This is a genomic window from Dyadobacter sp. 3J3 (assembly GCF_009801115.1).
Classification (GTDB): Bacteria; Bacteroidota; Bacteroidia; order Cytophagales; family Spirosomataceae; genus Dyadobacter.
On sequence record NZ_VTOL01000017.1, the window covers coordinates 19,365 to 36,186 of the forward strand.

The 16,822-nt window shown below is 37.9% G+C and carries 23 protein-coding genes; 4 read left to right on the forward strand and 19 right to left on the reverse strand.

All coding sequences use genetic code 11. The features are described from left to right. Positions 1-41: 41 nt before the first annotated feature. The 4 genes from FZF08_RS26945 to FZF08_RS26960 all read right to left on the reverse strand — a co-directional run bounded on the left by FZF08_RS26945 (position 42) and on the right by FZF08_RS26960 (position 3,453). Positions 42-1,445 (reverse strand): prolyl oligopeptidase family serine peptidase, encoded by a 1,404-nt coding sequence (locus FZF08_RS26945; RefSeq protein WP_159476311.1) that lies wholly within the window; start codon positions 1,443-1,445, stop codon positions 42-44. A 731-nt stretch (positions 1,446-2,176) separates the two neighbouring features. After that, on the reverse strand, positions 2,177-2,407 hold the full coding sequence (locus FZF08_RS26950; protein ID WP_159476313.1) for a hypothetical protein: 231 nt from the start codon (positions 2,405-2,407) through the stop codon (positions 2,177-2,179). A gap of 8 nt (positions 2,408-2,415) precedes the next feature. Next, on the reverse strand, positions 2,416-2,772 hold the full coding sequence (locus tag FZF08_RS26955) for a PadR family transcriptional regulator (protein ID WP_159476316.1): 357 nt from the start codon (positions 2,770-2,772) through the stop codon (positions 2,416-2,418). A gap of 141 nt (positions 2,773-2,913) precedes the next feature. After that, positions 2,914-3,453: a pyridoxamine 5'-phosphate oxidase family protein gene (locus tag FZF08_RS26960; protein WP_159476319.1), complete on the reverse strand. Its 540-nt coding sequence runs from the start codon at positions 3,451-3,453 to the stop codon at positions 2,914-2,916. 368 nt (positions 3,454-3,821) lie between these two features. Between FZF08_RS26960 and FZF08_RS26965 the strand changes: the two genes are divergently transcribed. Both FZF08_RS26965 and FZF08_RS26970 read left to right on the forward strand, forming a co-directional pair. Beyond that, entirely contained in the window at positions 3,822-4,481 is a 660-nt protein-coding gene (locus tag FZF08_RS26965) for an outer membrane beta-barrel protein (RefSeq protein WP_159476322.1), read from the forward strand. 59 nt (positions 4,482-4,540) lie between these two features. Further along, on the forward strand, positions 4,541-5,173 hold the full coding sequence (locus FZF08_RS26970; protein ID WP_159476325.1) for an outer membrane beta-barrel protein: 633 nt from the start codon (positions 4,541-4,543) through the stop codon (positions 5,171-5,173). Between the two features lie 291 nt (positions 5,174-5,464). Here FZF08_RS26970 and FZF08_RS26975 read toward each other — a convergent pair whose 3' ends face one another. From FZF08_RS26975 to FZF08_RS27015, 9 genes are all read right to left on the reverse strand, one after another. Next, positions 5,465-6,031: an alpha/beta fold hydrolase gene (locus FZF08_RS26975; protein WP_200837177.1), complete on the reverse strand. Its 567-nt coding sequence runs from the start codon at positions 6,029-6,031 to the stop codon at positions 5,465-5,467. Between the two features lie 241 nt (positions 6,032-6,272). Continuing rightward, entirely contained in the window at positions 6,273-6,593 is a 321-nt protein-coding gene (locus tag FZF08_RS26980; protein WP_159476328.1) for a hypothetical protein, read from the reverse strand. After that, positions 6,590-6,799 (reverse strand): hypothetical protein, encoded by a 210-nt coding sequence (locus FZF08_RS26985; RefSeq protein WP_159476331.1) that lies wholly within the window; start codon positions 6,797-6,799, stop codon positions 6,590-6,592. Before FZF08_RS26985 ends, FZF08_RS26980 begins: the two co-directional genes overlap by 4 nt. Before the next feature lie 15 nt (positions 6,800-6,814). Beyond that, a complete protein-coding gene (locus FZF08_RS26990) occupies positions 6,815-7,429 on the reverse strand; it encodes a hypothetical protein (protein WP_229216715.1) in 615 nt (204 codons plus the stop codon). 41 nt (positions 7,430-7,470) lie between these two features. Next, the gene (locus FZF08_RS26995) at positions 7,471-7,731 is read right to left on the reverse strand and encodes a hypothetical protein (RefSeq protein ID WP_159476334.1); all 261 of its coding nucleotides are present in this window, start codon (positions 7,729-7,731) and stop codon (positions 7,471-7,473) included. Positions 7,732-7,831: 100 nt separating this feature from the next. Further along, positions 7,832-8,194, reverse strand: a complete 363-nt coding sequence (locus FZF08_RS27000) for a hypothetical protein (protein ID WP_159476336.1) — start codon at positions 8,192-8,194, stop codon at positions 7,832-7,834. Positions 8,195-8,268: 74 nt separating this feature from the next. Further along, positions 8,269-8,487 carry a hypothetical protein gene (locus FZF08_RS27005; protein WP_159476339.1) on the reverse strand — a complete coding sequence of 73 codons (219 nt, stop codon included), beginning with the start codon at positions 8,485-8,487 and terminating at the stop codon, positions 8,269-8,271. Positions 8,488-8,622: 135 nt separating this feature from the next. Continuing rightward, positions 8,623-9,513 (reverse strand): DUF4595 domain-containing protein, encoded by an 891-nt coding sequence (locus FZF08_RS27010; protein WP_159476342.1) that lies wholly within the window; start codon positions 9,511-9,513, stop codon positions 8,623-8,625. A gap of 68 nt (positions 9,514-9,581) precedes the next feature. Beyond that, a complete protein-coding gene (locus FZF08_RS27015; protein WP_159476345.1) occupies positions 9,582-9,995 on the reverse strand; it encodes a hypothetical protein in 414 nt (137 codons plus the stop codon). A gap of 182 nt (positions 9,996-10,177) precedes the next feature. Between FZF08_RS27015 and FZF08_RS32135 the strand changes: the two genes are divergently transcribed. Further along, positions 10,178-10,306, forward strand: coding sequence for a hypothetical protein (locus FZF08_RS32135; protein WP_255463725.1), 129 nt, complete (start codon positions 10,178-10,180; stop codon positions 10,304-10,306). Between the two features lie 193 nt (positions 10,307-10,499). Here the strand turns inward: FZF08_RS32135 and FZF08_RS27020 are convergent, their stop codons facing one another. Further along, on the reverse strand, positions 10,500-11,297 hold the full coding sequence (locus tag FZF08_RS27020; RefSeq protein WP_159476348.1) for a lipid II flippase Amj family protein: 798 nt from the start codon (positions 11,295-11,297) through the stop codon (positions 10,500-10,502). A 258-nt stretch (positions 11,298-11,555) separates the two neighbouring features. On the opposite strand from FZF08_RS27020, the gene FZF08_RS27025 reads away from it, so the two are divergent. Continuing rightward, positions 11,556-12,224, forward strand: a complete 669-nt coding sequence (locus FZF08_RS27025; RefSeq protein ID WP_159476351.1) for an isochorismatase family protein — start codon at positions 11,556-11,558, stop codon at positions 12,222-12,224. Between the two features lie 321 nt (positions 12,225-12,545). Here the strand turns inward: FZF08_RS27025 and FZF08_RS27030 are convergent, their stop codons facing one another. The 5 genes from FZF08_RS27030 to FZF08_RS27050 all read right to left on the reverse strand — a co-directional run bounded on the left by FZF08_RS27030 (position 12,546) and on the right by FZF08_RS27050 (position 16,675). Further along, the gene (locus FZF08_RS27030) at positions 12,546-12,938 is read right to left on the reverse strand and encodes a GreA/GreB family elongation factor (protein WP_159476354.1); all 393 of its coding nucleotides are present in this window, start codon (positions 12,936-12,938) and stop codon (positions 12,546-12,548) included. Between the two features lie 416 nt (positions 12,939-13,354). After that, a complete protein-coding gene (locus FZF08_RS27035) occupies positions 13,355-13,702 on the reverse strand; it encodes a hypothetical protein (RefSeq protein ID WP_159476357.1) in 348 nt (115 codons plus the stop codon). A gap of 77 nt (positions 13,703-13,779) precedes the next feature. After that, positions 13,780-14,757, reverse strand: coding sequence for a hypothetical protein (locus FZF08_RS27040; protein WP_159476360.1), 978 nt, complete (start codon positions 14,755-14,757; stop codon positions 13,780-13,782). Between the two features lie 219 nt (positions 14,758-14,976). Continuing rightward, a complete protein-coding gene (locus tag FZF08_RS27045) occupies positions 14,977-15,474 on the reverse strand; it encodes a 2'-5' RNA ligase family protein (protein ID WP_159476363.1) in 498 nt (165 codons plus the stop codon). Positions 15,475-15,520: 46 nt separating this feature from the next. Further along, on the reverse strand, positions 15,521-16,675 hold the full coding sequence (locus FZF08_RS27050; RefSeq protein ID WP_159476366.1) for an acyltransferase: 1,155 nt from the start codon (positions 16,673-16,675) through the stop codon (positions 15,521-15,523). Positions 16,676-16,822 lie beyond the last annotated feature (147 nt).

The following is a 16,822-nucleotide window of genomic DNA, read 5'->3' on the forward strand; positions in this document are numbered from 1 at the left end:
GGGTGCTTATCGCTGATATGTATTATTTGTTCTAAAAGCTGTCAATCTTTTTTTTGAGCAAAAAGCCAATCTAAAAGATGCGGGATACGTTGCACCTGTCCGCCAATGTTATGATCGGCATTTGCGAATTCGGTATATTTTGGATGACCACCCGCTTTTCTGATTCCTGCAATAATACTTCGCGTACTGCTCACGGGAGCTAAGGGATCCTTATCCCCATGAAATGCCCAGATCGCAACATGTGTCATATTTTCAGAAAGACCAGGATCGGTTCCGCCACACATGGGAATAGCGGCTGCAAACATTTCCGGATGAGTACCAATGAAATACCACGATCCGAGGCCACCTCCGGATATTCCCATGACATAACGCCTTTTTGTATCCACCGAAAACTGTTTTTCCAGATCATCAATTGCTTCAAAAATGAGTTTCGAAAAAGCAGGATCGGCCCAACTCAGGTTTTGCGGACATTGAGGAATAAACAAAAATGCAGGGTATTTTCTTTTGCTGACATAATTTGAAAAAAACGGGGCGTTAGATCCTTCCACCTGAATAATATTATCTGTTCCGTGCGCTCCGCCATGATGCAAAAGTACGGCGAGCGGATATTTGTTTTCAGGATTGTAATCCAGCGGTTTCATAAATCGGTAACGAAGCGTATCTCCATCTGCATTTACATAATTCCGGGCTTCAAACAAGGAAGCTATTCCTCTTGCTTTTTCACTTATTGGATGAGGGAAACCTACAAACTGACTTTTGGAATACATTTTTTGTCCCAAAATCAATAGTGGAACAATGGCGATTAGTGCAGGTATTATTATTTTAAAATTGAATAAATTTCCTGTTTGATCTTTTATCTGTCTGAGTTCGCTTACAAAATTGCTGAGAAGCAAAGCCGAAACGATACACGAAAGCCAGGATGTGTAAAAGTTAATTTTTTCGAAAACCGGTTTTAACTGTAACGTGACAAAAAAATGATTTCCTATTACTGATGTCAGCAGAATTAATCCAAAGGTCAATTCGAAAATTCCAGCTAATTTTAACAATGGTCTGTTTCCGGAATTTGAAAATATCAGAATGATGGAAAATGAAATGGAGATTAGCAAAAGGATTATACAAGCAGGTGTATAAAGTGAATACAATGCTCTGAATACCGTCATTATGTAAATTATAACATTGAAAATGACGGATGCCGAAAGAATAAATATACCTGCGAAAAAAGTAAGCCGGTATTTTTTGTGGTAATAATATTTCATCAAAATAGATGAGCTTACGATATCCATTATAGTCGTCAGAATTAGCCAGGAAGGCAATGTCGGAACAGCATATATCTGCGCTCCGTGCTGCAAATAATTCAGGGACTGAAAGGAAGTTGTAAGGATACCTAAGGAAAGGAAAAATATTCCGAAATAGTAAAAGTTTCGTGTTAAGGGATGAGATTTCATAATGGAATAAAGCGTTAGTCTATGGTCTATTTTTGATTATTATAGCCACATAATTATGACGGCTATTGTATCTAAACCATGGAAGGATTGCTTTATACCTTCTTTGAAATGTTAAAAGATCTTAATTGATAGATGTTGATAATCAGGTGATTGAGTTTAGTTAATTTATAATAATATGGGAATAAAAGAAACCTGTTTCTGAATTAGTGAAAAAGTTTGTTATCACAAGTCATTTGCAGCAAGTAAGAAGGAAGAATATATTTGCCAAGCAAATCATCTTGTCCGATACCAATAATCTGCTTCGTATGTTTTTGAATATTCCAAAATTGAAATAAAAGACAAAGAAAAAAATGTCCATACAACAGAATATGCACATGATTTCATAAACAGGGACAATTCAGATCCTGAGATTGTATTGAATAATGAAATTGAAATAAGCATAAGGAAAAACGAAATTATAACTCTGAAAACCATTTGAGATTTTACTACCCCAAAAAGATGCCATCTCACATATCTTTGCAGAAGAAATACGGGTACCATCACAATTGGTGATATGGCTGATCCGAATAGAAAACCATTTGGGAAATTGAAATTCCCTGGACTATTTCTGGCAAACATGCAGAAGTAAAAGCTCAGTGCTGTTAATGAAGCTGCTATAAGACAAGACCTCAACATCTTATATCCCGAAAACTGGCTTTTTCCCAATGCCCATATGACCCGGAATTGCTTTTTTACAAATCTTTTCTGAATTGCCATTCCATTTTTCGTATAGCAGCCAATCCTCCAAAATCTTCAATTGTCGAATCCATCGCTGCATCAAATGAAATTGATTCAGACAGTTTTGTTTCAATCGAATCGATAAAATGGTCGGTCATTTCTTCAATGAATTCTGTTTCGACCAGCCTGCATTTTTCTGTAAAAAATTCCTCTATTCTGAAATATTGCGCCTGTGTTATTTTCATGGAACATATTATTTTAAGGATATTGAAATTAAATCTTTGGGTTCAAGTATCAGTTGAAGTTGATTAAGAAAATTTTGAATCGATGCCAATCTATCCACAGCATTACCCTGCTGATCACTTGCGATGGAATAATATTTTCTGGCGCGGCCATCCACAACTTCGGTTTGCGTTGTCAGTATTCCTTCTCCTTCCAGCTTGTGCAATGCCGGATATAATGCTCCTTCAGTTATGCGTAACTCGCCGCCGGTCATTTCTTTTACCTTTTGGCATATTTCATATCCATACATCTTTTCGGTTTGGGAAAGGAGTTTTAGTATCACCGCATTGAGGCTGCCTTTTAACAGTTGCTGAGCATTTTTATTCATATTGTAAATATACTTCAATAAATTATACATCCAAATCTTAGGTATGTATTTTTTGATATAAAAAATCCTCATAATCCAGGTTGTCGACCAAACGAAGTTTCGCTCTTTTTACAACAGAGATTATGAGGAATACAATGTTATTTAAGGATTAACCAATTTCCCCTCAATAGAATCATCCAAAGTTTTGCCCAGAATTGCGCCTACCACCGTTTTGGCAAAGGCTACTGTATTTCCATGTTTGTTATCCCAGTAATAACCATCTTTGGTTTCGACTTTGATCGCGGTTATTCTGGGATCGTCGATGCCATCTGTGAACCAGGCTTTCAGAATAGGCTCCCAAAGTTCTTTGATTACTTCTTTATCTTTTGTAATTGTCGCTGTGCCATACACACTCAGAAAATCCGAATATGCCGAGCCTTGAAATAAAAGGTGAACGTTTGAATCATCAGAAATATCAGCATTTTTATGACTATCATCCGCGCTTAAAAACCAGAAATTGCCATCTTTATCCACTTTCTGAACCGACATCGGTCTTACTTTTAACGGTTGTTGCGATGAGATTTTGGTACAAAAAAAGCAAGTGCCTGCATTTTTTGCCAGCTCTTTAATTTTTTCTCCGGCTTCCTGGCCAAAAAGATCTTCGTGATTTTTTTCAGGTTGTTGTTGATTGATGCTGTCCATAATAATTTCAATGGTTAGTGATTTACAGCGCAGGTAACAAAGATCATTCCAGCAACTTCCTAGAAATTTCAGATTTGAGCTTCCTCATTTTTTAAAATGCTTTTGGGATACCTTTTCGAGGAAATGGCATTTAATGATTTGTCAGGTTAAATTATCCAGATTACTGTAATTTTTAATTGAATTTTAACTCTAAAATTATAATTAGAATATTGCTATTTATTTGCCTTTTTATGATATAAATTGCATAGTATATTAGAGGTTAATTAAACCTGCTTATCACTATAAGACAGTTGTTTAGATAATTTTTGCAGTGATTTGTATCTAAAAATCTCCGATTGAACTAAACCCTATATTTAAACAGAAAGATAATGAAAGCAATACGTATGGTTACGACCATTTTGGCTGGACTTTTATGTTTTTCGTCTGTGGTTTTAGGCCAAAGTAAGTTGGCCTTTTCCGCTACGGTGGCACCGTTTTACGGTCATATTAATTCCGAAAAGACTTATGTAGTGCCCTACAATAGCGGGCTGATAAGTTCTGAAATGAAATCTAAAACAACTTCTAAAGGTTATTGGGCGGGTTTGAATGCGCGATATTCTTTTTCCTCAAAATGGTCAGCATCAACCGGGTTGTGGTTAAGTGAGTCGTGGAATAATGTGCCCGATATTACTTTTAATCCGGCCATACCATATTACACCGGACGGGGCAAATCGCATAATTTTGTTATTCCGGTCATGGTGAATTTTCAAACATCGGGAAATAAATTGTCTCCCTATTTTTCAGCAGGCGCATTATGGAATTTTACTAATACAAGTCGTGTAAACATAGCCACTCAGGAATCTTATGTGATATTCAAGAACAGCGATTCCAGGATTATGCCTATGATTGGTGCAGGAGTGATCTACAATTTTGCACAGCATTTATCCATAATCGCCCAACCAACTTTCAGTTATGCCATTTCTCCTTCCGGAATTGATTCACATGCCTACCGGGCAAGTTTCAATGTGCAGCTGCTTTATAAGTTGTAATATACATTACTGAAATTTTTGATCCTCCTCTTTATATTAAATCCTTAAAACCGGCAGCAATGAGATCAATATTTACCCTCGTAGTAATTTTGTTAATAGTTTCATTTGCCACGCCAAAGGTTTCGGCACAGTGTAAATTTGCATTATCTGCCACGGTGGCTCCATTTTACGTGCATAACAAAACCACAGCTACCATTAAAGATTTTGATAACAACGGTGTGCTGCAAACTACTGTTTACAAATCGAGTAATTCCTGGAATGGCAGTTGGTTTGGTTTGAACGGAAGATACTCGTTTTCATCAAAATGGTCAGTTTCAACAGGTTTGTGGCTAAATGAGTCCAGAGCAAGTTCCGTGAATTCCAGAGGCAGATCTCACAGTTTTTCAATTCCATTAATGGTCAATTTTCAGACTTCACAGGGAAAACTATCCCCCTATTTTTCGGCGGGAGCTTTATATAATTTTCAAACAATTTCTCATACCTATATTGATGATTTCGGTTCATTTGTATTTAAAACCGGAGATAAAACTTCCAGGATCAGCCCAACGGTTGGCGCAGGGGTAATTTATGATTTTACCAAACATTTATCCGTTATCGCCCAGCCGACTATTAGTTATACTATTCCGCGTTCGGGGATTGATTCGCATACGTATCAGTTTCTTTTTCATATACAACTGTTATATAAATTGTAGATTTTTTGTGGAAACTGATTTGAAACGGGATTTAATTTTCATAAATGTAGTCTAATGCATAGGTACCGCAAGAAATTCACTCACCATAGCCACAAACAATTCAGGAATTTTGCTGTCGGAATCCCTTGACATAATTTCGCCGATATAACTCCCATGTGTGGCGGGAAATATAGCAAGCCTCCCATGAGGAAATAACCTGTACATGGCAACCGCATGTTCGGGAGAAACAACATCCTGATCCGCACTGATTACCAGCGCCGGAGCCTGGATCGAGCTGATATCTTCATCTTTCTAATCCTGAAACGTTAGCATTCGCTGCAAATCTTTGTCATGCATAGTCTGTAATGCGGCCGGATTGTTGTTGATTTTAAGGAATTCGTCCTGATAAATTTTCGGCATGTTATCCAGACAGGCATTGTGCATAAAGTCCCAAAAACCGGGAAACATTCCCTCTCTTTTGTAAAAAGCAGAAGCCAGAATCAGCTTTTTTACAAGTTGAGGATGTCGTATCGCAATCTGCATCGCGGTATTTCCTCCATTGCTAAAACCAAAAATGCTGACGCCGGAAATATTCAGTTGTTTTAATAATTCAGCAACATCATCCGCATCCTGCTCAAAACTTTCCGGCGCATCTCTGTCGGAGGTATGACCGTGTGCCTGGAGTTCAACACCAATAACCTGGTACGTTTCGGCAAGCAGAGGCAATATTTTTCCAAAAGTGGTATACAACGTTGAGCCTCCGCCGTGTATGAGCACAAGCGGCGCGCCGGTACCATGGATTTCATAATACATTTTTAGCCCGTTAACCTCTGCGAATTGTCCGTTTGGAGAAAGTGGTGTTTTATCATTTGAAATCATAATATGCTGGCTTTCTATTTGAATAAATAAAAGGTAACAGATCAAATATATACCTGTATTTTGTCAAAAAAGGGGTGAAGATGAGAAAATGATACTGGTAATTTGGGACATTCGGAATGGTGCAGATTGCGTCAGAAAAGTATTTTTGACTGGCGTATTTCTTATTTATCAGCTGGCCAATTATCAAGACTTTTAACGGGTAAATTTCAATAAAAATAATAAAACATGGAATATCGAAAGCTCAATTCTCAGTTGTTTTCGGATTTTTCCCGTGGCAAATCGACAATATATTATCATCGATCAGGAAATAGCCCTCGCCGGAAAGCTTATCTTTTATGATTTGTTCTCCAATGAAACCGAGGATTTCTTCCCTTCGCGATAATGGAGTTTTTGTGTGCCCTTCCCAGTATTTTGGCTCGGGAATCCCGATAATGATAACGGAAGGAGGCATAGCCAATTCGTACCACATTTCTAAACTGGTTTCCTCACTTTTGAAGTATATAGTGCCACCGCGCCCGTCGTGGACATAACGAAGAGGGGAATCTGTACTGGAATCTTTCATGGAAAAGTATTTTTAGCCCAGATATATCCGGAAATAAATGAAAGAATAAAACCGATCGGGCCGAAGACAAATATGCTTGTCATACTAGCTTCAACACTTCTGTCGTGACCGTTTGATGAAAATTTCCCTATTAAAAAATAGCTTAGGGATGCTGCGATGATGAAGCCGGCAATGCCAGCGACCATCGCAATACCAAATGATTTCATATGGTTATTTATGGTTTAGTATTGTTTGGAAATGTTTGGTTCCGGCATTGGGAATTTGGCAACTTCGGCAATCAAAATCTGTTTTTCTGTTTTCAGTTTTGCCATAAAAGGTTTGATCTCCTTTCCATATTTTCTGTTACTGGCCGCCAATAATAAAATTCCACGCTGTCCCGATTTGGCTTTTACCGTTTTGAAACGATACACATCGCGCTCTGCCAGACTATTCCTTTCATCCGGAGCCGTTTGTAAAATCACACAATCCAGAATTTTTTCTCCCGAAGCAGCATTGACAAGAATTTCAAATTTCACATCCAGATTTGGCCTTTTCAGCTGTTCGAGTTCTCTCATTTTCGCGGCTACAACCTGGTCAATATTAGATTCAGTGACTGAAAAGTCAATAAAAAGCATTTTGTTATAGTTGGGGAAATCATCACCAGCGACCAGATATTCCTGTTTGAAAAACGTGGATTCCGGATGCGAAGACCACACTAGCTGATAACTGTTTTTTTGAAGTAAAAGGGCGTTTTGAATTCCCAGGTAATTTACGGCGGGCTTTTTTGTTTGTGCCATACTTTTAAAGGTTAACAAAAGTAAAGTAGCCAGAGTGACACCTATGACATAATTTTTCATTGGTAATTTGTTTTGGAATGATTGAGGCCTACTTGTATAATTTAATTTGTGGCTAACTGGTAAATGGTGAAAAGAAGAATTGCGGAAATGATCATTGCGAGGATTTTCATCCATTGGTGTGATGTCAGGTTTAGGCCTATTACAACCAGGAACATAAGAAACATCACTACTTTAATTTCCGATTCTAAATTGCCCATTTCGTGGCTGCGTTTGCTTTCCTGCATAAAAGCCCAACCCACAAATCCGCCGTAAATACTGATAAGTATCCAGTTAATGATGGTAATAATTTTAATAAATGTCATGGCTGTAAACCTTAAAAGGGTTTTTAAACTTAATTTGTTTTTCAGCTTTCGGACTTCCGGTTTTCTTATCAGTTTGAAAATCGGAAGCCCTCAGCTTTTGTTATACCTCGAAGGGTAGTTCGTATTCTTTGCTGATCACCTTGGAGCTGCGTGTTTTTACTTCAACTCTTGCTTTTAGTGGCGAGCCGGGAACCAGATAATTTCTAATGAACTGATCTTCATGTGCGGTCCAGGAATAATCCGTAAGCAAAAAGGCGGTAGCCCCCTCTTTGGAAGCCTGGTATGCCCAGCGTTCAACGATATTGGGTTCAAAATTGATAGTGTTTCCCATGTACAATATCTGTATTCCCGGCAGCGACTGGTTACCAAGTTCTGTGCATTGCACCACAGTTATAGTCAGGGACGATCCGTCTTCAAGATCCTTGACCGCCCATTCTTCAATCAGTTTTTTTACGTTAGCCATTTTGTGTTTTAATTTTATGTTTAAATTGATTTTGATTTTCTCGTAACGCTTTGTGCCATACGCAGGTTAATAAATCAGACAATTGTCGTTAGCATGGTTAAAGACACAAGGCTGCTTAACATCAGATTGGCGAACCATTTTAACCGTGGAGGCATAGAAAGGCTTTGCTGATGATTCTGGTATTCGTGCCAGTGTGCGCCAAAAATTACATTCAGAAGTTCCAGAAATGCTCCTGCCAAGTCACCGTGACGAAGATTTACGGTTACTGTATCCAGGCGTATGAATATGCTCATCGGTATTAAGTTGTGAATAAGAATGTGTGGATTGAGTATTATTAATTTTTTCATGACTAAGAATTGCTACTAAGTTTGGTAGAGAGAAATACACTGGAATTGTGTATTTCTCCGGGCTTTTTTTATGAGTAAATTTTAAAGATGAAGAGTCATTTCTGTGACCACATAATCATACAATTTGGTTTCAACCAAAGCGGCACCAATAAGCTTGTATGTTTCTCTTTTAGTCACATATCCGTCGTTGTTTACTATGTAATTGTAATACCTGCCGCCCGGTGTGGATTTCTCGGTGATCATTGAAACGAGATGTTTGGCCTGTTTTCCGAATATTTTAAGGTACGGATCAGGCAGATTGGCCTCCTCAAAATTCACTGGTGACAAATCATCAAGTATTGGATCTCCCCCAGGTCGTTCGTAAGATAAGGTAGATTCTAAAAGTAATTTTGGTGCGGGACCAGTTCCTGAATAACCGTAATAGCTTATTTTGTTTAAATCACCGATCGCATTGTAGCCAAAAACTGTTTTTATATTTGGCGCTTTTTTGTCCGTGATATCCGTAAGCTGGCCCTTTGCGTTATAGGCATAAGAAAGTATAATTTCTTGTTGCTGATAAGAATTTGTGCCCAATGGCATATAAGTAATTTGGCTGGATTCGTAGCAATTCCCTGTGTTTGCATCCAGGGAAAAAGTATTAATCTGCACGACTTTGCTATTATTGGTTATCGTGGCAACGATGGAATTTGTGTTGTATGCATACGTAACATTGGTCAGGTAGCTTCCACGCATATTCGCTCCAAAACTCGCTTTTTTTAATTTTCCATTGTCAAAATAGGACAAGGTGACATCTCCGTGTTTGATCAGTTGATACATTTTTGGAAGACTGGCGGAAATTCCGTCTCGCAGTGCTTGTGCCGAAGCTGGATTCGGAAGAGCCGGCGTTGGTACATTTTCGTGCTGACAGGAAACCAAGCCAATGGCCAATATTAATTCAACTGCTAAAACTACTTTTTTTTCTAAAAATTTCATTCGTTTTGGGTGTTTTTTATTTTATAATTTGTGACTAATTGATTTTTGAAATACGCTTGCTGGTGACTTTAATCCACAAGAGAAATTCTTTTTTCTGATGAAAGCTGGCTTGGTAAAATTCTGTCGAGTTCAATGAATTTGCTGATAACTTCCTGTCCTTGTCTGATACGTAGAATATATCTTCCATTCTCTAAATTCGTCATATCAAACTTCTGACTGAATTTGGTGCTTTTTCTAGGCAGAGAACTGCCGTAAAGTGCAACTCCGCCTTCTGTAAGTAGTTCCACAGTGGCTTGTGTTTTGGGTAGTTTTTCAATAGTCAGGCAGAATTTGTCTGAGTTCCTGACTTGATACATACCCGCCGCAAGGTGGGCGCACTCCTGAGATTGTTGAGCGAAAACGCCCGAACTTCCTAATAGAAACAGACCTGCGAATACTGTTTTTACGCCGATGTTTTTCGATAAGATTTTGAAATTTTTCATGCTAATAGTTAAATGAATTGTAAAAAAAATGATTGAAGTTTTCTTGCCTACCGGTTTAAAGCATAGTGCTTTTGGAAGGCAATGCAAACGTATGGCAGAAAAAATCAGCCGTCAATTTTAATGGGTATACAAAAGGTTGATCAAACTAAAAAAGGGGTGTACAAAAGGTTAAGGGTCGAAAAATGAAGTTGACAAAAGGTGTACAAGGTGGTTTTCAGGCGGGAAAATCATTTTTTAGCACTGATAGTTTGACGTCTTGGAGGCTGATTGGAATTTCTTCCAAAGCATTTTATGACGTTACAAAAATGTAATTGGTGATCGGCTACTTATTGGAAAGATCTATTTCGTAGTTTGAAAACTAGAATAATTTCACTTAACTGTTTGTAACTGGGTTGGCATGAACTTAAATTTTGAGGAATAGCAGTAAGCACTATTAGAAACGCTGGGTGTTTCAACACCGGAGCATTCGAGGAAAACAAGGGATAAGGGCGTAAGTGTTAATTATCAAATTTTACTTGCTGTCCAGGCTAAAAGCTGCGCGCAGGGCAGGAAAATAATTTGCGCCGCAATTGTACCGATAAGTCGTGCTATGGTCATGTACACTACGTATTTTCTGAATGTAGGTTCGGAGCATTTTCCGAGTGTAACGTCGTCTGTCATTACAGATAAATGAGGATCTATGACTGCAAACATCAGTATGGTTGCAAATCCGTTTACAAAGGCAGATAGATTGCTAGCTGTCGTTCTGTATTCTGGATTTAAGTAAGAAGCGTATACAGCTGATAGAACGCCAATTGTTAAAATGGCAACAGCGACAATGTTGAAAATAAAAATTTTCCAGGGAAAGGCTTCTAGTTTGATTTGCGTAATGTTAGTTTTGGCTGGTATGCTGATATTATCTTTTAGGTAAAGTATTCCTGCTTTGGAAAAAGCATGCATGATCAGTTTTGGCATTGATTTATGCATGCTGAAATTTAATACCGCTTTTGATAATATTCTTTGAAATGTCGGAATTAGAAATGCGCCGAAAAGTGTGGCCAGCGTGCAGGAAATAATGATTAACCGGAATACAAATTCATGACCAGCGACTCCGTTTTTTATATCGTTTTCCACGGTTTTTGCGAGAAGAGGAGCCTGGAAACCGTTGGCCGTTCTGGAAATCAGTACAAGAATATTAAACAGCGCGAACGAAATTGCTATGCGCCCGGTTCGGATTCCAACAATCCGAACAGAATATGAAAGTGTTGTTATTAAGTTAATTATAAATGTTAATGCAAGAACTACGAGAACTTGGGTTGTCATTTATGGCTGGCTAATTTGGTTGATTATAAAGCAATGACCTTAAACGTATTATATTGACAAAATTAGCTGAAGTTTTGTTTTGAACTTCAATTGCGGCCTCTTTTATATTGTTAATCAGCTCTTTTTTCTGGTTGTACGTTCATGAAGTTACTTTCCATTTTGCACTTACTTTTTGGTAACTACTTACCTGTCGGTAACACTTGTTTTATCAATAGGTTAGCTCGCTACATTTGTATCATCATAAACTAAAATAAAATAATGGAAAAAGTATTTCAAATAATGCTCATGGCAGCAACAACAATGGTTTCGGTGGCGGGTTTCGGACAAAAAATAAACCTTCCTAATCAATTTACACCTCAAAATTCCGCCATCCTTTTGGTTGATCATCAAAAAATGACAATGGACTGGATTTACAGTCAGGATAAAAAAACAGTAGAAAATAATTTAAGGATGCTTGCACGTGTTGGGGCGGAAGTGAATGTACCATTGCTTATCACCACTACAATGGAAGAACAGGTAGGCCTGACCTGGGAGGGTATTCAACAGGCTGCACCAAAACAATTTGCAGCGAGAATTAAAAGAGGAGGGACTTTAAACTGTTTTATTGATCCTAATTTTAAAACAGCAGTAAAAAATCTGAAGAGAAATAATCTTATTATTTGCGGTTTAACAACTGACATTTGTCTCCTGCACACAGTAACTTCTGCGGTTGAATTAGGCTACAATGTAATTGTGATTGCCGATGCAAGCGGAAGCATGAGCCAAATCGCTGATGTAACTTCTTTTGATTATTTCAGACAAATTGGTGCAAAAGTATTATCTGCAAATGCAGCTGTAACCGAGCTTTTCCAGGATTTCAGCACGCCAGACGGACAAAAAGTAATGCAAATTAATTTGCAGGAAGTAGTATCAAAATTGGGTAAATGAAAATTCAACATTTCATAAACTGCCATGTTGTAATAATACTGAGAACCTTTTCGACAACTACAATAAGGTACTAAAAAATTTCAAATAACCTTATCGGCATAGGCTGATAAGGTTATCATGCTTTTTCGGCGAGTATTAAAGCAAATTATAAAATAATAAAGAACATAGTTATCATTAGCGTCCAGATGACGATAATGATAATTTCAGATGTTGTCAATCTATCCGAATCACGAAGTCTTATTTTTTTCATTTTTATATGACAATTACATTTCGCAGGTTGAAAGGAGCAAAATATTGTTACTTTTCAACGTGTGAAAATATTTAAATTGTAACCTGTTTTACGTCCAGAATCTCGAATTTTTTCATTCCTGCCGGCATTTTCCATTCCACTTTTTCACCTTTGCAAAGGCCAATTAAAGCGGCGCCCATGGGTGTCAATACAGATATTTTCTGCTGGTTTATATCTGCAAAAGCTGGCATAACGATTGAGAATTCCAACTCCTTATTCGTGATAAGTTCCTTCACTTTTACGATCGAATTCAACCGGATGCTATCTTCCGGTAGCTCGTTATTTTCAACTACAATAGCGCGGTTTAATTCATAAGACAAGGTCATTTCATTGCCACTGGTATTGGATGGAAAAGTTTCTGTAAATTGTTTTAACAGTCGAAAATCATCTTCGCTCAGTATTACATGATTCTTTTTATTATTCATCTTGATATCGGTTTAAATCAAAGGCAGTATCTGAAACTTTGGAATGCCTTAATACAGGTTTCCGGTGCGGAAACCTGTGAATAGTAGAAAATGGGCAGATTGACCCATTCTTAAAAGTTTAGCCTGGAATTAGTTTCCCCAGATCCGGGGAATTGACCCCGATATCTCGCATTAAAGCAGATTCGGGGCAATCGTGTTGAAGTCCTTGAAATTGGAAATGTAGTAGGTTTTTGCAACAAAGCTATGGAACGGTACCTGATTTTCAAGATGGACACTCTCCATCTGAAAATCATGATATCGTGTAATTCTGTAACTGTATTTTTCTGATTCAATTACCATAATTTCTCTACCAGAAAGTTTTTATTTAACAATATTAAATAGGGTTTGAGCCCGCTACGTCCTTGCTTCACTAATGCTTAAAGTCTGCGAATTTGAGCCCAAAATTCCTGTATGAAATTTCGGTCTCTACGAGAAATTCCTTCGTGTAATCGCGTAACACGCTGCATGGTACGCACAAATCGTTGTTTATTGGTTTCATTTAATTCAACACCCTGAACTGCTATTTTTCTGAAATCGGAAATATATTTTTCTTGATCCGGATTACTAATTATTTCCCCGATAAAACTGGCATATAATTCCAGATCTTCATTAGGGAGCGCTGCGAAAAGTTCCTTTACGAAATGCTTTTCTTTCAAATTGGAACTACTTCCATTCAGAAATAATGATTGAATTCCTGAAACCGGGCGTAAGCTGGCTGAATGCATATTTTAATGAATTTTACACGTACTGAATTTTTGTGCTGATAATACTTGTCAACAAAAAACCACTTAAAATCCCATACCTAAGCATAAGAACGGGCCGCCAAATGGTGAAAAACACGCTCATCCAATTTGTATCGGTCATTAAGCGTCAGACTGCTCCGGGCCGTGAATAAAGCATAATTTACCGCATTATACATGAGCCAGTAGGAGGGATCGGAACTCAAAATCCGCTCTTCCAACCTAAGCCTTTCTTGCGCCTGTTTTGCAAGTTGAACCGGAATTGGTAATGTTTTTAGCAATCCCTCATCTGCTTTTTTTATAGCCGTATTATGGAAATGTTCATAAATATCGGCGGTTAACGTTGGTTTTAGCTTTATATGATAGGCGAGCATCGCACGTAATCGCTCCTGGAAAATGTCAATTGTAAGCTTTCCATGATGAATTTTCCGAATTTCTGAGCCCGGCTGTGCTGAAAGATTTTTACCTTTCGGAATATTTGCTGTCCGCGCTTTTTCTTTTCCCGCCGACCATTGTTTCAGCCATTGCTGATACGCTGAGACCTTCAAAAACGGATCAGCCCAGCCAACCAATCCATTCTGGCAAACTGTCCGAAACATACTGCTGCCCGGCAAAGTGTTGTGATCCGCTACGGAAGTCAGTGTTTGTCCTTGCACACTGAATGGTGTTTTTCCATTATAACTATTCGTCAAAATCAGGCTTTTATGAAGCTTTTCTCCACCAATCGATAATTCCTCGGGCAAAATAATGCTGATACTAAATTCCCCTGTGGTCGTGTGTTTGATTTGAAGCGTATAATCATCAAGCAATTCGTTAACTACATCACGGATCGCTGCGTTTGGAATAATGGAATAGTCAGCACTCTGTATTCCGAAAATAGTTTTACGTCCGCGATCAGGTTGTCCAACAATAAGTTGCTGACGATCCGTGGCCATAATATCATATTCTGGCAAAAGATCCGCCAGCCACACCGGATTTACAGGATAACAAATGTCATCCCATGAGCTCGCTAATTGTGGTTGTGCACTGATATAAGTCATTAATTTTACTTTTTTATTTTTACAGTTGTAAATTTACAGCCGTCTTTTTTATAAACAAAATATTATGCTAACAATTATTTTGTTTATGATTTTTTTGAAACTCAAAACTATTTGATAGCTTATGTTATTTAAAGTTTTAAATTGGACTGGGACGTTTATTGAAAATTGATCGCAGTCAACAAACCTCAACACGAATAACATTCCCTGTTTTTCAAATGCTCAATTTATATATATCGGAAATTCCCTTATTATAATCCACTTTCCGCCATCCGCTTGTTCGATTAAACTTATGGTATTAAAACCTACTATAGACGGTAATTTGTATTTCGTTATTTGATCAAAAATCAAATCGCTGCATGTCGAATTTCTTGGGTGCATTAACGTGATGTGCGGGAGATAATCTTTGTTGAATACCTTGGTACCTTTTAATATTTCTTTCCTTAGATTGTAAAAATCATCGTTTCCAATTTTGGCAGGAAGTAGCACTCCTTTTCCCTTTTCAAATCTTTCCACAGGTTGAAATATAATCTGCAAAGATTTGATACAGGAAATTGATTTGATATTTGTAATGATCTTATCCAACTCTTCAATCTCAGTTTCCCGGCACAACGTAACATGAGCGGCTATGAGCTCAAATTGTACGGGATTGAATTTTGCTCGTATTTCTTCAATTTCCTTGTTTTGATCAGATAAAAAAAGGGTAAGTTGGCGTCTCATATTTTATCTGATGAATAGAAAGGAGGAAACTTAACTTCTGCAATAATCAAAGAATTTTCTTAACTCCGGGAATCTGAACGATCAGGTGACCCAGCAGAAAACTTAGTAAAACACCGGATGGTGCAACAATTAAAAGTTTTACAGCCGGATCTACCGGCCAGGTTCTTAGTAAAAGTGACAAACAGATAAGAACGAACGGATGGAAAATATAAACTGCGAAAGCACAACGTGATAACTTTGCGAAAAATACAGATGGTTTGTTCCAATTATTTTTACCTATGTAAATTAGAAAAGTTATGATACTAAATCCGGTAAGTTGTTCCCAAACAGCATACAATAAAGATTGAAAATGCGCGCCGCCGCTGTACCATTCGATAGGAGTGTTAAATATAACCCTGACGGCATAAATTATTGGAAACCCAAAAAGGATCAGGCAGAGCACGATAATGCCGGATTTTTTATAGCGGGAATTAATCTGGTCCAGCCAGTTGCTGTTAAAACAAACAATTCCCCAACAGAACAGAGCAATGTATTGTGGGAAATGCCCAAGCTGAAATCCGAAAGGATCTAAAACCCAGCCCACAGGAAATACGATTCTTACCAGAAAACTTACGAAACCCAGACCGCCTGCAAAAAGTAAAATACTGCTAACTGACGGTGCTTTCCGGATAATTGGCTTTGACTTGTTTGCCTCCATTGATAAGATATATAGGAAGGTGAATAACAAAAGTGCGACAACAAACCACATCACGCCAAAACTGATCCAGTTGTCATAACCACTCAAAAACTGTATGAATGTGATATGATGCGCTCCGGCGTAATAATAAACCAGATAATTCATCACCGGGGAAAGGATAAACGAGTAAAAAAGTAATGGTATGCCAAGTCTTTTAAGTCTGTCTTTTATAAAAACTGCTGTACCTTTTTTAATAAGTGAAGCCGGAATAAAAAGTGCGGAAAGAAAAAAGAAAAATCCCATAAAAAATGCCTGATTGGTTGCTACAAGCATCGTAACTGGAATTTTTACAGCAGCGATTTGGGTCTTTTCGGAATAATACCAGGAGCCCGGACCGGCGTAAGTCACACACGCATGGTGTAAAACGACCAGTCCGGTGAGCAATACTTTAAGGTGGTCAATATAAAGGATTTTGCTTCCGGATGGATTCACCGGCGCAGTTGGATTTGATTCTACAAATGACATTTTTAGAAGGTTTTTTCATAAAAATAGAAATTTTCTTAAGAAAGACTTTCGATTTAATACAAACGGTAAATGCACACTAATTCTTCGCCATTTATTGTGACGAAAGTGTGAAAGACCTGAATGATTTAGGATTCATCACTATCAGGC